This window comes from Bradyrhizobium sp. UFLA05-112, assembly GCF_053572325.1.
On sequence record NZ_JBANBK010000003.1, the window covers coordinates 82,714 to 101,665 of the forward strand.

General features: G+C 62.9%; 16 protein-coding genes and 2 pseudogenes. 4 read left to right on the plus strand and 14 right to left on the minus strand.

Translation table 11 applies throughout. The annotated features are described in order from the left end of the window. The 8 genes and pseudogenes from SO180_RS02860 to SO180_RS02895 form a co-directional block, all read right to left on the minus strand. The gene (locus tag SO180_RS02860; protein ID WP_449377306.1) at positions 1 to 828 is read right to left on the minus strand and encodes a 3-oxoadipate:acetyl-CoA acetyltransferase; all 828 of its coding nucleotides are present in this window, start codon (positions 826 to 828) and stop codon (positions 1 to 3) included. 202 nt (positions 829 to 1,030) lie between these two features. Next, positions 1,031 to 2,428, minus strand: coding sequence for an MFS transporter (locus SO180_RS02865; RefSeq protein ID WP_449377307.1), 1,398 nt, complete (start codon positions 2,426 to 2,428; stop codon positions 1,031 to 1,033). Between the two features lie 409 nt (positions 2,429 to 2,837). After that, positions 2,838 to 3,299, minus strand: coding sequence for a lipid-binding SYLF domain-containing protein (locus tag SO180_RS02870; protein WP_449377308.1), 462 nt, complete (start codon positions 3,297 to 3,299; stop codon positions 2,838 to 2,840). Next, on the minus strand, positions 3,283 to 4,197 hold the full coding sequence (locus SO180_RS02875; RefSeq protein ID WP_449377309.1) for a DUF2950 domain-containing protein: 915 nt from the start codon (positions 4,195 to 4,197) through the stop codon (positions 3,283 to 3,285). Before SO180_RS02875 ends, SO180_RS02870 begins: the two co-directional genes overlap by 17 nt. Next, a pseudogene (locus SO180_RS02880) lies at positions 4,194 to 5,821 on the minus strand (DUF3300 domain-containing protein). Before SO180_RS02880 ends, SO180_RS02875 begins: the two are co-directional and overlap by 4 nt. 126 nt (positions 5,822 to 5,947) lie before the next feature. Then, complete coding sequence (locus SO180_RS02885; RefSeq protein ID WP_449377310.1) at positions 5,948 to 7,840, minus strand: sensor histidine kinase; 1,893 nt, start codon at positions 7,838 to 7,840, stop codon at positions 5,948 to 5,950. 94 nt (positions 7,841 to 7,934) lie between these two features. Beyond that, a complete protein-coding gene (locus SO180_RS02890; protein ID WP_449377311.1) occupies positions 7,935 to 9,167 on the minus strand; it encodes an HlyD family secretion protein in 1,233 nt (410 codons plus the stop codon). Continuing rightward, complete coding sequence (locus SO180_RS02895) at positions 9,160 to 9,564, minus strand: hypothetical protein (RefSeq protein ID WP_449377418.1); 405 nt, start codon at positions 9,562 to 9,564, stop codon at positions 9,160 to 9,162. The genes SO180_RS02890 and SO180_RS02895 overlap by 8 nt, the downstream gene beginning before the upstream one ends. Positions 9,565 to 9,745: 181 nt before the next feature. On the opposite strand from SO180_RS02895, the gene SO180_RS02900 reads away from it, so the two are divergent. Together SO180_RS02900 and ppk2 are read left to right on the plus strand one after the other, a co-directional pair. After that, positions 9,746 to 10,201, plus strand: a complete 456-nt coding sequence (locus SO180_RS02900) for a hypothetical protein (protein ID WP_449377312.1) — start codon at positions 9,746 to 9,748, stop codon at positions 10,199 to 10,201. 44 nt (positions 10,202 to 10,245) lie between these two features. Beyond that, positions 10,246 to 11,049: a polyphosphate kinase 2 gene (gene ppk2, locus SO180_RS02905; protein ID WP_449377313.1), complete on the plus strand. Its 804-nt coding sequence runs from the start codon at positions 10,246 to 10,248 to the stop codon at positions 11,047 to 11,049. Positions 11,050 to 11,091: 42 nt separating this feature from the next. Here ppk2 and SO180_RS02910 read toward each other — a convergent pair whose 3' ends face one another. The 6 genes and pseudogenes from SO180_RS02910 to SO180_RS02935 all read right to left on the minus strand — a co-directional run bounded on the left by SO180_RS02910 (position 11,092) and on the right by SO180_RS02935 (position 17,317). Then, complete coding sequence (locus tag SO180_RS02910; protein WP_449377314.1) at positions 11,092 to 11,589, minus strand: hypothetical protein; 498 nt, start codon at positions 11,587 to 11,589, stop codon at positions 11,092 to 11,094. A gap of 189 nt (positions 11,590 to 11,778) precedes the next feature. Next, complete coding sequence (locus tag SO180_RS02915) at positions 11,779 to 12,213, minus strand: hypothetical protein (protein ID WP_449377419.1); 435 nt, start codon at positions 12,211 to 12,213, stop codon at positions 11,779 to 11,781. 109 nt (positions 12,214 to 12,322) lie between these two features. Next, positions 12,323 to 15,076, minus strand: a complete 2,754-nt coding sequence (locus SO180_RS02920) for a decarboxylase (RefSeq protein WP_449377315.1) — start codon at positions 15,074 to 15,076, stop codon at positions 12,323 to 12,325. Between the two features lie 173 nt (positions 15,077 to 15,249). Then, on the minus strand, positions 15,250 to 16,959 hold the full coding sequence (locus SO180_RS02925) for a SulP family inorganic anion transporter (protein ID WP_449377316.1): 1,710 nt from the start codon (positions 16,957 to 16,959) through the stop codon (positions 15,250 to 15,252). After that, positions 16,956 to 17,072: pseudogene (locus SO180_RS02930) on the minus strand (DUF1275 domain-containing protein); the annotation flags it as partial. The pseudogene SO180_RS02930 and the gene SO180_RS02925, both read right to left, overlap by 4 nt. Then, complete coding sequence (locus tag SO180_RS02935) at positions 17,015 to 17,317, minus strand: hypothetical protein (protein ID WP_449377317.1); 303 nt, start codon at positions 17,315 to 17,317, stop codon at positions 17,015 to 17,017. The pseudogene SO180_RS02930 and the gene SO180_RS02935, both read right to left, overlap by 58 nt. On the opposite strand from SO180_RS02935, the gene SO180_RS02940 reads away from it, so the two are divergent. Then, positions 17,316 to 18,197: an alpha/beta hydrolase family protein gene (locus SO180_RS02940; protein WP_449377318.1), complete on the plus strand. Its 882-nt coding sequence runs from the start codon at positions 17,316 to 17,318 to the stop codon at positions 18,195 to 18,197. The genes SO180_RS02935 and SO180_RS02940 overlap by 2 nt on opposite strands. Positions 18,198 to 18,227: 30 nt before the next feature. Further along, on the plus strand, positions 18,228 to 18,812 hold the full coding sequence (locus SO180_RS02945) for an invasion associated locus B family protein (RefSeq protein WP_449377319.1): 585 nt from the start codon (positions 18,228 to 18,230) through the stop codon (positions 18,810 to 18,812). The last annotated feature ends 140 nt before the right edge of the window (positions 18,813 to 18,952 follow it).

The window sequence follows — 18,952 nt, forward strand, 5'->3', positions numbered from 1 at the left end:
CTACCGCGCGATCCTCAGTGCCGATCTCGCCTCCGCAGGTGTGGCGACGCGTCGGCCGTGACGGGTCACCGCCTCACAGGCGAGGGTCACGAGCTCAGCGTTGCTCTTGGCCAGACGGTTCTTGTCGATCCTGATGTTGTCCTCGAGCCCGGTGCGAACCGCATCGGCAGCGCGCGACAGCGCCCAGCCCATGACCTCGGCTTGATGGCGCCCGATCCCGGCCGCGGTCCAGGTCGCTTTCGGCATCAGCCGCTTGAGCTCGGCCAGAAGAATGTCGAGGACATGCTCGTCCGCCGGCATTGCGTTCTTGACGCCCATTACGAACTGCACGTGGGGATGCTCATCGATCAGGCCCGCCTCGATCAGGCGGCGCGCGCCATGCAGGTGCGACAGATCGAAGATCTCGATTTCAGGACGGATGCCGCCGGCCTTCATCCCGGTGGCCAGTTGCTCGACCAGGGCGGCGCTGTTCTCGTAGACGATGGTCGGAAAGTTCACCGATCCGGTCGAGAGAGACGCCATCTCCGGCTTCAGATAGAGCGACGACCCGCGCGCCGATGGATCGCGGCCGCGCCCACCGGTCGAGAACTGAACGATCATTCCCGGACAATGCTTCCTGATACCCTCCTGCACCTCCGCAAAACGCTGGGGGTCGGAGGACGGTGTTTCGTCGTCGTTGCGAACGTGAATATGCGCAAGCGTTGCGCCCGCCTCGAAGGCCGCGTGCGTCGACTCGATCTGCTCGGACGGCACGATCGGCACCGCCGGATTGTCCTTCTTGCGCGGAACGGAACCGGTGATCGCGACAGCAACAACAACGGGATTCATTTCTCAACTCCTTGGTAGCCGGCGCGCCGCCGGTCGAAGATCGCTATCGCTCCAATGGCTTTGCCGATCAAGCGTCATCCGGTTGGCGGGAGCCCTGCCGCTGCTGGCGGGCTTGGCCGCAGCGGCAGTTCTTCCTTCATTTGCAGCAGGACGGCAACATCCGAGATCATGGCGCCGCCATCACCTCCACTTCCCGGGGCCGTCAGGTCAGAGCCGCGGCAGCCTCACCGGCCGTCTCCGCACGCCTCCGCTCATAGTCCGCCCTTGGCATCGGCACGGCATCCGGATTTCCGAGATCGTCAAGGCTGATCCGGTACGTCTCCCTGGCAGTCACCGCTGCGAGGGCGGCAATCACCGTAATGCCGAAGGCGATGGCGCCCACCGTCAGCGGGATGTTGGCCGAGCCGGGAGGCGCCACGGTCGCAAACAAAGCGGGAAGCAGCGCGGTGATGGTGGTGCCGATGTTTTGCGAGATCGCCATCGCCGAAACCCGGGTGCGCGTCGGAAACAGTTCAGGATAGAAGCTCGGGAAGATCGCGTTGTAGCCCTGATAGACCACACCCCACATCAGGAGTGACAACACGATCGCCAGTGGCACGTTCCTGATGCTGATGGCATAGAGGTATCCGAACGCGAGCAGACCGGAGCAGAGCGCGCCGACGATGATCGGAGGCTTGCGGCCGACCTTGTCCGAGAGGTTGCCGACGAAGGGAATGACGAACACCGCCAGCATGTTTCCGAGGACCGGAATCCAGAGGTAGACGTCCTTCGCAAAACCGATTCCGTAGGCAGACTGGACGGCATAGGCCGCGCCAAAAATCGTCGTGACGACCGGAATGACATTCATCAGCGCCATGCAGATGACCCTGAGCATGTCCTTCCAATTCAGCTTGATGGCCTGAATGATCGGAGCACGCGGGGTTTCGCCGCGCTCATCTTCCCTGGCAAAGGCAGGCGTCTCGTCAACCTCGCGGCGGATGATGTAGCCCGCGACGATGACGAAGAAGCTGAGCAGGAAGGGTATCCGCCAACCCCAACTGTTGAAGGCCTCGGTGGGCATGTAGGCCGCGAGCGGCAGAAAGACCGCCGCCGCAAGGATCTGTCCGGCCTGCACGCCCTGGAGCGTGAAGCTCGCATAGAATCCGCGCCGCCCGAATGGCGCATGCTCCAGGATCATCGAGCTTGCACCGGAGATCTCGCCGGCAACGGCAAAACCCTGCACGAGACGTAAGGTGACGAGCAGGATCGGCGCCCAAATGCCGACCTGCTGGTATGTCGGCAGGATGCCGACGGCCATGGTCGAAATGCCCATCAGGAACATGCAGACGATCAGAACCGTTTTCCGGCCGTGGGTATCGCCCCAGTGCCCGAGAACGAAGGCACCGATCGGCCGGGCCACATATCCGACACCGTACGTTGCGAGCGATGCGACGATGGCAACGGTGGGATTGTCCGACGGGAAGAAGATCTGCGGGAAGATCAGCGACGCTGCGGTCGCGTAGATAAAGAAGTCATAATATTCAAGCGCGGATCCAATCCAGCCGCTCGCAGCAGCCTTCTTGGATTGACCCATGTCGTGGATCGCTCGAGCCGTGGTCATGTGCAAGTTTCCTCCGACCTATTTTGCTGGCGTCCCGTAAGCGGGCTTCATAGATGTGTGTTGGGCAGCATTATCCGATCGCGCGGCGGGCTTTCCGCTTGCGCTTGTCGACTGCCGGGACGTGTCTGGTTCGGTGTGACAATAGGCTTTCGGCGAGCTAACACAATTACCGTGTTATGCGATAAACCTAACATCATGTTATTCGCGGCAGACGCGGGGCCGGGTGGCGAATACGCGAAAGGGGCAGTGCGAGCGACGTCGATCGCGCGCTCGCAATCGGCGGCGCGTGGATGGGCAAATTGCGCTCAAGTGCGATGTGCGGCGGTGTTGCGCCAGCAGAAATTCCCTCAATTTGGAGGCCTGCTTCGCATGCTCAATAGAATCCGGATGGGAAGTCTTCAGGCCGAATTCATCTCATGGAGATCGTGATCGCGCTAAGGTTGGCGGCGACTTCCAGTCCGGCCTTCGGCCCTTGCAGCACGATCGTCACGCCCTTCTCGTTGCGCAAATGGACACCGTTGACACCGCCAACCAGGGCGAAGCCGCCGCCAACCGAGCTATAGGTGCCAGCGAAATCATTGATCTCGCGGATGCCCGAGGCCCAGCCGTCCAGGCGGCTGATCGTGGCGCCAGCCGTGATTCCAAGGCTCAGACCGGAGACGCGAAAGGGATAGTTGCGGCCACGCCAGGTCAGCACGCCGCTGCCGGTGCCGCCGCCGACCAGGAGGCCCGCCTTCACGATCTTGACGCGGACCTGGCCGGCGGCCTGTGCGAACGACGGCGTTGCTGGGACAACGAAGGCAAGCAATGTCATCGCCGTCAGCCAGCCAAGGAAAAAGCGCCGCGCTATTTTCTCATTGTTTTGCGGCATCGACCTTCTTCCAGGTCTGGTCCGGATTGAACAAGATCATGCGGCTGGCAATGCTTTCGGTGCGAGGCCCGAGATCCTTCTGGTAGACGGTGCCGCCGTGATTGACCACGAAGGTCATGACGCCGGAATTGCCGTACTCGGCGGGATAGGCGACGAGCGCATAGCCGCCGATCATCTTGCCCTTGACGACGTAGTCGAGGGTGCCGCCGGGCGCGTTGGGGCCCTGCCCCTTGAGGATCCTGAAGTAGTAACCGTGATAAGGCGCACCCTGCCCTTCCATCTTGTAGCCCTCGCGCGAGGCTTCCGCCGCAAATTCGCCGAGCGGGCTCGGGTCAGTATCGTCGCGCCAGAACAGCCCATCCTTCTTTCCGGGCGTCGAGACGATGCGTTGCGCATAGACACCGACGCCTTCGCCGCGGTCTTTCTCCGCATAGTCGTTCTGGGCATCGACATAGGCGAGCGCGGCCTGGATCGCATCGAGCTCATTGCGGCCGATACGGCGATAGAGCACCTCGATCCGCCCCTCGTCCACGTCGAATTCCCAGCCCGCTTTGGAGTTGACCAAGGGAATCGGGAACGGAAAATCGTCCGCGCCGAGCATCAGCGTGGCCTTCTTGTTGCCCTCCGCCTTGATCGCATGCTTGGCATCGTACATCGACGTGAAGCGTTGACGAATGTCGGCGTCGGCAACTTCGTCACCGGAGGAGACGATGTCGTCTGCGTTCCTGCCGAGCACTTTCAGGATATCGCGCGGTCCGCTCTTCACAGCCGCGGCGAGCGCTGCGGCTGCGTCCTCAGGAGTGGGATACGATTGCTGCGCCTGCGACGGCAAGCTGAACAGCACGACCGCCATGATTGCCGGCAAAGCTGGGCGCCGAAGCGACTTCAGACCGATCATGGCATCACCTCCGCAGGGATTTTTGCGCCGCCGGCAAGCCAATCGCTGTACGTGCGGAATTTCAGACCGAGCTTTTCGTAATAGACCCGCAGATAGCCGTCGCTGCCTCGGGTCACCGCTTCCGGAATCACGCGCTCGACCTCCTGCGCCATGACGCCGACATAGGCCTTGTGGCTGCCAAGATAGCTGAAGCGGTAGTAGCCAAGGCCACTCGCGAGATGACCGAGCAGGACGATGTCGTGCTTCAGCGCGATATCCGAACGCCGGCCACCGCCGCCGCCACCGCGCCCGCCTCCACCAAAGCCGCCTCCTCCACCGCCGCGCATCGCCATTCCGCCACCACCGCCGCGCCCGGCAAAGCCACCGCCACCGCCGCCGCGTGGCATGCTCGCCATGCTCGAGCGCCCGCGTGCTGATGCTGCGGCAGCCGCACGGCCGGAGGAGACGTTCATGGCGCCACCGCGATTGCCGCCACCACGGTTGGCATTGGCAGCGCGATTGCCCGCGCCAGCACCGCCGCGGTTGGCGGCCTTCGCGCGGTCGCCACCGCCCTTCGCGCCAGCTCGATCGCCACCACCCTTGGCACGGTCGCCGCCGCCCTTGGCGCGATCGCCAGCGCCGGCGCGATCTCCGCCACGATCACCTGCACGATCGCCGCCGCGGTCTCCCGCTCGATCGCCCGCGCGGTCCCCTGCACGATCTCCCGCGCGATCACCTGCGCGATCACCTGCACGGTCTCCAGCGCCTGGCCGATCCTGTCCGGACTTCAGGACCTGCTGCCCATCGCGGCCGCGAAAATCCATCCGGTCGGCCGCGCCTGCCTTGATGTTGTTGTTGCCGAAACGCTGCTGCACGTTCACGTTGTTGTAGCGCACGCCCTGGCGATGCGCAGGATTGTGCTGCCAGCCGTTTGCGATGTTGGTGGTTCGGTGATTGACGTAGACGTTGCGGTTGCCCCAGTTGCAGCCGCCGCCCCAGTAGTTGCCCCAGCGTCCAATGGCCCAGGCGGTGCCGAAAGCGAGGCCTGCCGCCACCACGCCTGCGCCGATATAAGAAGGATATCCAAAGTAGTACGGCGGATACTCGGCGTAGGGCCACGCGCCATAAACGGTCGCCGGCTCGTAATAGGGTACGTACATCGTACCTGTCTCTTATACACATCCGCGAGAAAGGCGTCGCCGAGGCTCTTGGTCCATTCGAGCTTGTCGCTCATCATGGCCAGGACGTCGGCCGTGCTGGCGAGTGCCTTGATGCTGTCGTCCCAAGATTGCTTCTCGACCTCGCCCCTCAGCGCATCGCCTTTCAGTTTCTTGCGCTCCTTGAGCCAGCGATCGGCCTGCACGACCTCCAGCGGATAGGTCGATGCCGCCAACACGTTGGCAAGCAACTCGTCCGGATAGAGCGCGATCGGCGCGACCAGCGCCTCGAGCTGCTCCGGCTTCAACAGCTCCGCGGCCGGCAGAGCCTGACTTGCTGGCGGCGCTTGACTTGCTGGCGGGGCCTGGCTTGCTGGCGGCGCCTGGCTTGCCGGCGCGTTCGGCGCGGCCGGGTTCTGCGCCGATACGGCGATGGGCATCGCCATCATCAGCGCAAGCGCGATCAGGGTCTTGCCACAGCGAAACATTGCACACTCTCCGTTGGTATTGCGGCGGGGAGCATCGGGCCGGGACGGATGTGTTCCTTTGACGAAGATCAAAGAAAGGGGATGCCGGGTTGTTGCGGCGCGAAAATTCCGCGGCCGATGCGTTGTCTAACGCGTGATCGGCAGCTTGATCGTAAGCAGCGCACCGCCCGACAGCCTGTTCTCGGCAACGATCTGTCCGCGATGGGCCTCGATGATGGTTCTGGCGATGGCGAGTCCCATGCCCATGCCTTGCGGTTTGGTGGTGAAGAATGGATTGAAGACGTTCTTGAGATCGCCGGCGGCTATGCCGGGTCCGCTATCGCCGATCCTGATTTCTGCGAAGGAGCCGGACAGCGCCGTGGTGACGGTCACCTCCCGCACCTTCGCCTCCGCCTCGGAGATCGCGTCGATCGCATTGATGATCAGGTTGAGAATGACCTGCTGAAGCTGGACCGGATCGCCCCTGACGCGCAGCGCGCTTGCGGCGGCCGTGAACTTCAGGGCGATCTTGTGCCGGTCGGTCACGGCGGTCAGAAATCCGATCGCCTCGCCGACGGTTTCGTTCAGATCGATATCGGCGATCTCAAACGGCGTCTTCTTCAACACGCTGCGTAGCCTGCGGATCACTTCGCTCGCCCGCTGATCGTCGCGCCTGATGTCGGCAAGGATCTCCCTGATCTCGCCGAGATTGGGGGAAGCCCCCTTCAACATGAGCTCGGCCGTCTCGGCATTGGTGAGGATAGAGCCGAGCGGCTGATTCAATTCGTGCGCGATCGACGTCGTCAGCTCGCCGGCCGCCGCGTAGCGGTTGACATGCGCCAGCTCGGCCAGACGCTGGCGGGATTCGACCTCCGCGACACGGCGACGCCAGCGCTCGTGAAGCAGGCCACTGATCAGGCCGGCCTGCACCAGGATCACCGCTGCGATCAGCGCCATCTGCCAGCGATAGACCTCCCAAACACTCGGCTCGCGAAACAGGATCTCGCTGCCAGGAGGCAGATTGCTTTCGCTGATGCCCCAGCGCTGCATCTCACGCCAGTCATATCGCGGTGGCGCAAATTGGAGCGTTTCGATCTTGATGTTGCCCGGCTTCTCGCCACCGAGGATACGGATGGCAACGTCGACGGTTTTCCGGCTGGTTGCGGCCGTAGAATGCATGGGGCCACCGACGGTCTGGCCATCGAAGAAGGCATCCTGATAGGAAAAGATCGGCGCGTTGGCGACAGCTCGCAATTGGCGCAAGGCGATGTCGCCTTCATGCGTGACACCTGCACCGTCGACCGACATCAGGCCCCAGAACAAGACCGTGTGCGGCGCGAGCGATGACGCGCGCTTGAGGATGTCCTGGAACGAAAGCCCCGAATACCAATCAAACGACACTCTGTTTTCGAACGGCTTCGCATCCTTCTTGACCTCCTCAAGCCAGAACTTCTCAACGGGAGAGGCTCCCAGCACGACGGCGATCTTCTGCGTGGCAGGCAGGACCTGAAGGATGCCGGCAAAAGATGCCTGAAAGTCATTGTGGATCGCGATGACCGTGTCGTTGTCGGTCAGTCCCGTGCGATCGACCAGGCGCTGCTCGACCGCGGTCAGGACCATCGGTGTGTCGGGGAAAAGCTGCTTGCGATACTTCTGGGCGAATTTTGCCGCAGGCGCCCCGACGCTGACGACGATATCCGGCGGACAACTCTCGTAGAGCGAGCGCAGATAATCGACGAAGGGCTCTTCAGGACCTGGATTGTTGAACCGCGCCGTCAGGAGCGTGTGCTCCTGAATGTCCAGCGGCCACGGCGCCTGCCGCTCGAGATCGGCCTTGATGGCCCGCGCGAATTCACTCCACGGACGAAATTCCCGTCCGAAGGAATGAAGCAGCAGCACCCGCTTGGGCTGGCCCTGATCGGCAGCGCTCGCCGGTCCGAGCCCGGCTAGGGCCAAGACCAGTACACACAGACAGAGCCGTGCGGCCGCCGCCGGCCAGCCCCGCCTGACCGCAGCAACGATTGGGATGCGCCCGCTCATCCTCTTCCTCAGCAGCTTCGACCGGCTGCACCTTCATCTCATTCTAACGCAAAACGGCCCACGGCCAACGCTTTTGCCGGGGCCCTCCTCGGCGTCAGTGGCCGCTCAGCACGAGCGTCTTGATCGGCAGCAGGAGCGCCTGGATGCGAAGCAGCAGTGCGTGCACAAGACCGACACCGTCGACGACGTGGAGCGCGATCGCTCGCCCGGTGCTAGTGTCCTTTGCGGAAATCTCCTCGTGATTGCTGGTGTAGGCGTTGACGAGGCAGCTACTCCCCGGTGTCACGCCTTCGAGCCCGCCCTTGTAGAGTGGCTCCAAGAAGACGAGGATCGTGCCGGGCTTCGGGCCATTCTGTGCTTCGAGCAGTTGCTGCCCGCCCTGGAACTGTCCTGCCGCAATGTAGTCCTGCACTGTCGTCACCACCATCGGGATGATGACCCAGGGCCTCGATATGCAGGTCGCTTCCGCCACCATGCCTTCCTTCATCACGCCCGCCTCGATCTGGCCGAAGCCGGCCTGAAGCACCTTTCTGCCGGCGCCCTCCGGAATTAGCACGCCCGCCGGCCGCATCAACTGATTGACGACGTCGCCGACACGAAGCAGGAATTGCTCGACCCGGCCGTCGACGCCGGCGCGGACGATGGTCTTGTCGAGGTCGACCTGGGCCTGCTCGAGAGCGGCTTGAGCACTCGCCTTCTGGGCCGGCAGGAGCGTCGACACCTGCAAGGCGGCCGTTTCCCTCACGGCGGTCGCCGCATCGATCCCGGCCTGCCGTTGATCGACCAGCACCTGGAGCTTTTCGATGTCGCGTTGCGGCACGATACCGGGGTTGCGGCGCTGCAATTCGGATTTGGTGTCGAGTTCGTCCTTGGCTTGCTGATAATTGGCCTTGGCTTCCTGGATCTGGGCTTCGGCCTTGACGACATCCGACTGCGCCGAGGTCATTGCCGCATCGACCTCGGCGACCTTCCGCCGGGCGGTCTCGTAGGCGGCCTGTTGCTTGGAGCTGTCCAGCGTGAACAGCACGTCGCCCTTCTTCACCTCCTGGCTGAAGCCGACCTTGACCTCCGCAACCCGCCCCGATCCTTCGGGCAGGATCGGCACGGTGCGGAAATAAAGCGTCGCCGAGTCGGTCGCCGGATGGAAATAGAAGATCATGGTGATCAGCGACACCGTGAGCATCAGACAACCGGTGATGCCCCATCGCAGCTCATACCAGATGGAGAAGAACGTGATCTCCTTGCCGAAGCGCTTGCCCTGGACATAACGGCGATAGAGGTAGTCCGGCACGATGGTCAGGAGCGAGCAGAACATGAGCTCAAACATGGCTGGGCTCCTTCTGCCTGACGGGGCTCGGCTCATCCGCCGGTAGTGGGCTCGCCGAGCCGGCCTCTCCCGGCGTCGCATCGGCAATCTTTTCGACGGAGTCGGCGATGCTGCGCAGCGGCGTGCCGAAATCGGGAATGTCGATCAACGCAAGCAACAGGCCCGCGACCCAGAAGATATGCATATGGGTAAAGAGCGAGATCAGGCCGAGCACCGCGACGAATTCGAATTGCAGTTTCTGTGATTTATGCGCCATCCGCTCGGGCAGGCTGTGCAGCTTCCAATAGAGCGTGCCGACCCAGAGCACGGTGCCAATCAGGAATATTCCCATCACCACCATCAGCGGGTCGACCCCGCTTCCAGGCGCGAGATAGAACGGTAGATGGTGCGGAGCCATCGGATGAAGCTGGTCGTTCAATGGTCTCTCCCCAATCTGGAGCGGAGTTGCGCATTGCGTTGCGGCCAGTCTGACTACCCCGGTGTGGATTTTGCTTGATTTGAATCAAGGGAAGCCTCGCCGCCGGGCCTAGCTTACCTCGAACGCTGAACTGCCAACACCCAATCAGGAGCCGTCAGCCATGCCCGGCCTCGATGATCTCATCCCCAATGCCACGCAGATCCGGAAAGAAGCAGCGCTCAAAGAGGCTCAGAAGGCCGAGGAATATGCCCGTCTCGCCGCCGCCGCCGAGGCCGAGAAGCACGCCCTGATCGACCGGCTGAGCAAGCCGTCCGGCAAGACCGAAGAGGAGAAGATCAAGCTCGCCTCGACCATCATCCAGCGTGCAGTGCGAAACGGCCTGACCGAGGTCCAGGTCTATCGCTTCCCCAACACGCTGTGCACCGACAAGGGCCGCGCCATCAACCAGCGGGAAAAGGGCTGGGAGAACACACTGACCGGAATCCCCAAGGAAATCTTCCAGCTCTGGACCGACCACCTGAAGCCGCGCGGCTATCGCATCGCCTACCAGATCATCGATTTTCCCGGCGGCGTTCCGGGCGATATCGGCGTCACCATCTCCTGGGGAGACGATTGACGGCCATTCGGCCGCGTCGGAGCTGAAACAGCGAAAGGACAGGCATGGCCAAGGATGATGAGTCCGACACACGAATGAAGCGCAAGGAGTACGAGAAGGAGCTCGAAAAGCTCCAGGTCGATCTTTGCCATCTCCAGGATTATGTGAGGGAGAAGAAGCTGCGGGTGATCGTCCTGTTCGAAGGTCGGGATGCCGCCGGCAAAGGCGGCACCATCAAGGCGATCACCGAGAAGGTCAGTCCGCGCGTGTTTCGCGTCGTTGCCCTTCCGGCGCCGTCGGATCGCGAAAAGACCCAGATGTTCTTCCAGCGCTATATGGAGCAGTTTCCCGCCGGCGGCGAGATCGTGATCTTCGACCGGAGCTGGTACAACCGCGCCGGCGTCGAATACGTGATGGGCTTCTGTACGCCCGCCGAGCACGATCGCTTTCTCGCCCTCTGCCCCCAGATGGAAAAATACGTCATCGAGGGCGGCATCATCCTCGTCAAGATCTGGCTCGAGGTCGGGATGGACGAGCAGGAGCGTCGATTCAGGGCCCGCATCGACGATCCGGTGCGGCAGTGGAAGCTGAGCCCGATGGATGTGGAATCCTACCGGCGCTGGTATGACTACTCGCGGGCGCGCGACTTGATGCTCAGGAAGACCAGCACGAAGCACGCGCCCTGGCACATCATCCGCTCCGACGATAAGCGGCGGGCGCGGCTGAACTGCATCGCGCACCTGCTCAAGGCGATCCCCTACAAGCGCGTCAAGAAAGACAAGATCAGGCTGCCGCCGCGCTCGGACAAGGGCCGTTACAACGACCAGGCCAGCCTGCGCGGGCTGAAATTCGTCGAGGAGCGTTATTGAGCGGATCAGGCCGCGTGGTGGCGGCCTGATGCGACCTTTGCCTCAATAATTATAAGGATACTGCTGCGGGCAGACCCAACTGCCGTAGGAGTCCTGATAGCAGCCGTTGTTGTAGTAGTTGTTGTTGTAATAGCCATACGCACCGTACGCACCGGCCGCTGCGGCTCCAAGAGCGGCGGCGCCATAAGCGGGTCCACGCCAGCCATAGCCATAGCCCGGACGATAGCCGGGATAACCGGCGATCGGACGCCCCGGATAACCCGGCCGGCCTGCGATCGGACGGCCCGGACGACCGGCTATCGGATGACTCGGACGCACGCCTCCGGCGACGCGATAGCCGCCACCGCCAACGCGACCGGCATGAACGGCACCGCCGCGGTACCCACCGCCTGCCCGCATACCACCACCGTGGAAGCCACCACCGCCGCCGCGGAAGCCACCACCACCACCGCCGCCCCGGCGAGCGAAGGCATCATCCGGAATGAGGCAGGTCGTGAGAAGAACGAGCGCCGCAAGAGCAGCGAGAAGATAACGAAGCATGGCGTGTCCTCCATTGATTGGGGTGCCGTCGTTCGCTCTTCGATGATGCCACGCGACATGCGATCAGCACCCGACGTTACCGTCGGCCGCCGATCGCGTCAGAACTTGACCTAGATCAACGGAACCGAAGCATTTGAACAAAGCGCAGTGTTCCGTCAGACCGCGCGGGCGCGGCCCGATCACCAGGACCTATTTCAGTTTGATCGTGACGCCGCCGACCGCGGCCGACAATTCGGCACCGACCTTCGGCCCGCTGAGTTGCAGGATCACGCCGTTCGCGTTTTGCAGCTGAACGGCACCGGCGCCCGCGGCAACCGCGCCACCCGCTCCACCCACCGCGTACGATCCTTCGATCGACGCGGGTCCCTTAAGATTGAGAGCTCGTCCGACAAATTTTGTCGTCGAGGCGCCAATTGTGAAGCCGACGCTCATGCCGGACACTGTGAACGGATAGTCCTTGCCCCGGAGTCTGAGCACACCATCGCCGCCGCCGACCCCGACGATCAGCCCGCCTTTGGTGAAGACGACTGCGACCTGGCCGGTCTCGGCCCGTGATGGCGTGCTGAAACCGGCAACGCCTGCGAGCAAGGCGACCAGAGCGGCGCGGATGGCAAGCTTTCTCATGACTTTGGTTTCCCCTTTGGTTTCTACGTCGAACTGTTGAGCCAGAATTATCGCGAAGTAGCCGAACACGGTAAGCAGGACGCCCGAGACGGCACGTCCCCTACCTATCTCAAGAGGCAGCCTTCAGCTTCGGCTGAGCACCGGGCTTTGGCCTGCCGATCTTCGCCAAGGCCTCCGTGCGTACGAGCTTCAGTCCCTCCTTGGCGTCGTAGCCGTGGATTTCCTTCACATCGAGCTTGCGCATGAAGTCGATGGTCTCCTGCGTGATGACCTGCCCCGGCACCATGATCGGGAAGCCCGGCGGATACGGGATCACGAAGTTCGCCGAGACGAGCTCGGGTCCGGCTTTCAGCCGTCGGTCGATCTCGGGATCGTTGAGACGGATGTGTTCGCAACCCGCCGCGTCGTAAGCGGCATAGAAGCCGCCGCGGATATCGCCCTCGTTGGTCTTGGCGCCGGCATCGCCGCGGAAGCTCGGGTGGAAATGCGAGAAGTTCGGCAGGTCGGGCACATCCTTCATCAGGCTATTGACCCGCGCCTCGAACGTCTTTTTCGCGTTGGCCCCGCCCTGAGCCAGGCCGCGATCGACCTCACCCGCGATCTCGGCCAGGACCCGGACGAGATGCGCGACGTCGCTGCGCGTGTTGTTGATGTTGGACTGGAGCAGGACCGAGTTCCGGGAGGTCTTGTTGACCTGAATGTTGTACTCGTTCGCCAGAATGCCCTTGAACTGCGTGCCGTCGTAACCGGCCGTACCGCACACCAGCGTCATGCGGGTCGGATCGAGGCAGAACTCGTCGTCGTCCAGGCTCTTCAGGGTGTTCGCCCAGTTCACGCCGGGTGCGAGATAATCGGTAAAGCCGCTCTGGCGATATTGCGACGGCACCATGGCGTCCGCACCGAGGATGCGGAAATACTTTGAGATCAGCGGGTTGTTGTTGACCGCCTGGCGGATCGCGAGCGCGATTTCCATGGCGTTGGCGACCAGACCATATCCCTCGAGCTCCATCTGCCGCCGCGAGACGTCGAGGCTCGCGATGAGCTGCTGGTTTGGACTGGTCGAGGCATGGGTAAACACGGCCTCCTTGAACTGTTGCTCGACCGTATGGAATTCGACGTCCTTGACCGAGAGCATGGAGCCTTGGCGGATCGCAGACATCGACTTGTGGGTCGAATTGGTCTGGTAGACGCGCAATCGGATCTGGCGCGGATCGGGAATGAGCCGGGTCTTGAGCAGCACCTCGTCCGACGGGTTCTTGCCGAGCTCGGCCTGCTGCTTCTCATAGGCTGCGACCGACTTCGGGTCGTGCATCCAGGCTTCGATCTCGTTGGCCGCGCCCATCGCGGTACGCCGCCGCAGGAACGGCGAGAACCGTGCAAAGCCAAACCAGGCCTCGTCCCAGAGGAAGATCAGGTCCGGCTTGATCGCAAGGCATTCTTCCATCACCCTGCGGGTGTTGTAGATGTGGCCATCGAAGGTGCAGTTGGTGAGGTCGAGCAGCTTGACGCGGTCGAGCCGGCCGTCGGCCTTCGCACCGAGCAGCGCCTGCTTGATCGTTTTCAACGGCACCGCGCCATACATCGAATATTCCGTCATCGGGAAGGCTTCGACATAGAGCGGCTGAGCGCCGGCCAGCACCATGCCGTAGTGGTGCGACTTGTGACAGTTGCGATCGACGATCGCGATGTCGCCGGGCGCGAGCAGCGCCTGCACCGCCATCTTGTTGGACGTCGAGGTGCCGTTGGTCACGAAGAACACGCGATCGGCGCCGAGCGCGCGCGCCGCCTTGTCCTGCGCTTTCTTGATGGTGCCGGTCGGCTCCAGGAGGCTGTCGAGGCCGCCGGTGGTCGCGCTGCTCTCGGCCAGGAACAGGTTCGGCCCGTAGAACTCGCCCATGTCTCGGATCCAGTCCGACTTGAAGACGGATTTGCCGCGGGCGATCGGCAGCGCGTGGAAGGTGCCGATCGGACGCTGTGCGTATTTCTTGAGATTGTCGAAGAACGGCGTGTCGTAGCGATCCTGAATGCCTTCGAGGATCGACAGATGCAGCTCGAGCAGTTCCTCGATGGAGTAGAAGATGCGGCGGACCACGTTGGTTTCGGGGTTACCGGCCATTTCCTCAACGTCGCGGTTGGACATCAGATAGATGTCGAGCTCGGGCCGCACCCGCTTGATGATATGGGCGAGCCGGAGAGCATCCGCGTCGGATTCATCGTTGAGACCGGCCGCGGCCGCGATGGAGCGGAGGATCGGCGCATTGTGGCGTGAGCGCAGGCCAAAACCCTCGTTGATGACGACGGCCGCGATATTGGGGTTGAGCATGGTCGCGCAGAACGCATCTTCCAGGCTGCCGACGATGACCGGCTCATAGACGAAGGAATCGACCGGGCGACGCAGCTTGCGCCATTCGGCGGCCAGCGCAGGCCATTGGCCGGACGACAGACCGGTGACGATCAAGGTCTCGAAATAAGGCCGCCGGGCCGCATGCGAGCCGAAGGTCGGCGGCAGCAGATCGGGCGCCTCGCCATTGCCTTCGTCCTTGAGATTCCAGTCGCCGGCGTACTGGCGGAATGACCGCGTGGTCAGCGCCTGCGTGATCCGCGTCGCAAGGGCCAGTGATGTTGCCGCATCGCCCGCTGAAGCGGCCTCTCGCAATGCCGCCATCAACTGCAGGCCGGGATAGCCGTGAAACTCCTCAGTCACCGACAGATCGGCCAGCGCCGCATCGTATTTCGCGCGATCACCGCCGCGGGCCCATGCCTTCGCGGCCTCCACCAGATCCCGCCAGTCGTCTGCCCGCCCTCCGGGCCCGGAAAAGAACTGATCGATGCGCTTTTGCGCGGACTTCGTGTCCTTGGACATGGTTGTCTCCCGATCCCTGAGGCAGGTGATGCGGGATCGTGAGTGCAGCGCGGCGGGGTCCATTGATCCAAGTCAACGGTCGCGCACGACGCAATGAAGCCGTTGAGCCCATGAGCGACCTTCCTTCGCAATGCAACACCGCGCCGGCGAACGATGACGAGCCAGTCCGGAGATCAGGGCGTTCTTTGGCCAGTGTCAGGCTGTCCCTCACCGAGAACGCTGTCGAGCGAGCGCAACCATTGGCCGCTGTCGGTCTTCTCCGCCAGCCCTTCGGCCCGCAGCAGGTCGCGCAGCTGCGCATGCGCGCCGACGATGCAGAAGGTGACCCGACGCGTTGCGAGCTCGTCGTAGAGATCGTGCAACATGCGCGCACCGGCGAGGTCGATATAGGGCGATGCCGAGAGATCGCATGCGACCAGTCGGATGTCCGCCGACCTCTTGAGCGCGATCAGGACCGTATCGAGGATCGTCTCGGCATTGATGTAAAGCAGCGAAGCTTCGGGCCGGAACGCGATGACGCCAACGAGGGGCTCGACACCCTGGTGTCTTGCGCTGTCGGAGTAACGACCACTGCCGGGCAACCGGCCGAGGAATGCCACGTTCGGCTGCGAGGCGCGCGCCAGCAGCAGGAAGATCGAGGCAATCGACGCCAGCAGGACGCCTTGCAGGATGCCGAGCAGCAGCACGGACACGAGCGCAATCGCCGCGGCGTAGAAGTCGATCCGGCTGACCTGCCACATTCGCAGCAGCGCTCGAACGTCCACCAGCTTGTAGACGGCGGCAAACACGATGGCCGCGAGCACGGCCTTGGGCAGGTTGGTCAACAGCCCCGTGAAGAACAGCAGACACAGGCCAAGCGTCACCGAGCAGATGACCAGCGCCAGCGGCGTCCGCGCGCCCGCGTTGTCATTGACGGCGGATTGCGACAGGCCGCCGGCGACGGGATAGGCGTGGCCGAAAGATGCGGCCAGGTTCGCCGCCCCCAGCCCCAGAAACTCCTGCCGCACGTCGAGGGGATAACCGTGCTTGGCGGCAAAGCTGCGCGCCGCAGAGACACCTTCGATGTAGGCCAGCAGCACGCATCCCGCCGCGAGCGGAAAGAGATCGTCGAATTCCAGAAGACCAAATGTCGGCAACCCAATCGCAGGCAGCCCCTCGGGAATCTTGCCGGTCACGGGGACGCCATGGGACGCAAAGCCGAGGAGCGTCGCTACCGCGATCGACAATGCCACGATGGTGATACCGACCGGCCGTCCCGGCAGAAAGCGTTCGCCAAGCAGGAGAAGCACGAGCGCGACAGCGCCAATCGCCAGGATCAGGAGATTGATCTCGCTAAGCTGGCTGGCGAGTTTGAAGACGCGATCGAAGAAGTTGTGACCGCCGCCGGGGACGCCGAACAGGCTCGGCAACTGGCTCATGATGATGGTGAGCCCGGCGCCGGCCTTGAAGCCGACCAGGATGCTGTCGCTGACCAGGCGAACGAGAACACTGAGCCTGAACAGCCAGGCGATGAAGCACAACACCGCCACCGCGAAGGCTGCGAGGCTTGCAATCTGCGCGTATCGCACGACGTCGCCGCCGGCGAGTGTGCCCACGGTGCCGGCGATCATCAGCGAGATCGCCGAGGTCGGGCCGACCGCGAGTTGCCGCGAGGAGCCGAGCAGCGCATAGCCAATGCCGCCGAGCAGATAGCCGTAGACGCCGACCTGCGGCGCCAGGCCAGCCAGTGCGGCATAGGCCAGCGAGACCGGAATGGCGTACGCGGCGAGCGTGACGCCAGCGATTGCGTCCGGCCGCAGCCAGGCCGCTTGATAATTGGCGAGCCATCGCACCGGAGGGAAGAACCTGAGCCAATCGTCAGGCTGTCCGAAGGGCCCCGTCACGGCCGCCCTCCACCACGATGAACCTCGCAGCGCAACAGCACGATCAAGAGAGCGATCACCGGAATGCCAAGCGCAAGTTGCGGGATTTGTTTGTTCGCAAAGGCGCCAACGGCCGGGATTGATCTGGATCAAGCATTTCGCCGCTTTTGGGGACTGACTTGCCGCAAACGCGCCCCCGGGGAAATGCGATCATGGATACCGCCAGATGGATCATCTCCGCCGCTCCGGAATCTTTCTGCCGTTGGCGGTCGCGCTCGGGACCATTCTCGGTCGGATCAAGATTTGCGGATTTGCCGTTCTTGGCCCGATCATCGTCGCCTGCACGTTCATGGGCTGAAGGAATGGAGAGCTGAGCCATGCGTCAGCAAACCCTGCGAAACCTAACGGCCCTGCTGTTGCTTGTGTGCGTCGGTCTGTTCGCGCCAGCGCACGTCGTGGCGGCGGAGGATCGCTCCATTCAAGAGGAGGTCTGGGCGCTGCCGCTGCCGCTTCCGATGTTCGCGTACGTGGTGCGCCCGGTGGGAGACGGCCCCTTTCCTCTCGTGATCATGAACCACGGCGTGTCACTCAACCCGACCGACCGCAGCTTCTTCCCGCTCGTGGAGTTCCGCGACGCCGCCAAGTGGTTCGCCAGGCGCGGCAACTTCGTGGTGGCCCCTGTCGGCACCGGATATGGCGCCACCGCCGTCGATATTCCCGAACGCGGCGGGCCGTTCTTCTCAAAGGTCGGAAAATGCACCCATCCAAACTTCCGTGATCCCGGGCTCGCAGTCGCCCAAGTCGACCTCTGGATCATTGACTACCTGGCCGCCGAAAAGCGCATCGTGCCGAAGGACGTCATCGTCGTCGGACAATCGGCCGGCGGCTGGGCGTCAATCGCGCTCTCAAGCTTCAATCCCCCGCAAGTGAAGGCCATTATCGTCCTTGCGGGAGGGCGTGGCGGCCGTGTCGGCGGCTTGCCGAACCACAATTGTGCGTCCGACAAGCTCGTCGCGCAGACCGGCGAATTCGGCCGCACCTCGCGGGTGCCGATGCTGTGGATCTATATCCAGAACGACACGTATTTCGGTCCGGTCCTGACGAAGCGCATGCACGAGGCCTTCACTGCCGCCGGCGGCAACGCCGAATACCACCTGATGCCGCCATTCGGCAACGAAGGACACTTCTTCATCGGCTCGCCCGATGTGGTACCAATCTGGTCGCCGCTGGTGACGAAGTTTCTCGACGCACAAAATTGACCGGAATGGCCAGAGACTTGGAGGCGAACCATGGTCCACGCTCGTTATTGTCTCGCGGGAGTTCTGATCGTCGCTATCGCCGGCGTCCCTACTACTCCTGACGCCGCCACGCGCAAGAATGCGCAAAACGAAAAACCAGCGGAAGTCGCAACGCGCGGCCAGCGCGAGGCCAAGGACATCACCTACGGAGATTGGCAAAAGCTCTGCTTCAAGGCAGGCGGCGCGCCGACGCTGTGCCGGACCTCGATCACCGGCAAGTTTCCGACCGGGCAAATGGCAATGCGGGTGGACCTGATCGAGCGAGAAGGCGACCGGGCAGCGCGGCTGCAATTGTTCGTGCCCGTCGGCATGTACCTGCAGCACCCTGCCAAGCTGACCGTCGACCAGGGCACTCCCTACCAGGTGCCCTATAGCTGGTGCCTCGCGAACGCCTGCATCGCAGCCGATGTTGCGGATCCAAAGATCGTCAAGGAGATGGAAGCAGGAAAGACGCTGGTTCTCGAGGTTGTTGATTCCAACCTTCTGGCGCTCACGACATCAATGCCGCTCGCACAATTCGCTTCCGTTCACAAGGGCCCGCCCACGAAGACGCTGGAGCAGGACATCGAGGAATGAACCGGCGCGAAACCGCCTCTGGAGCACGATCCGGAAACGTATGCAGCGGTATTCCCTTGCGGCAAACTCGGAACGCGTTTGCGCGGAAATCCTGCTCAAGCAATAACCTAAAGCGCGATGACGGTTCATCCCAATCCCAT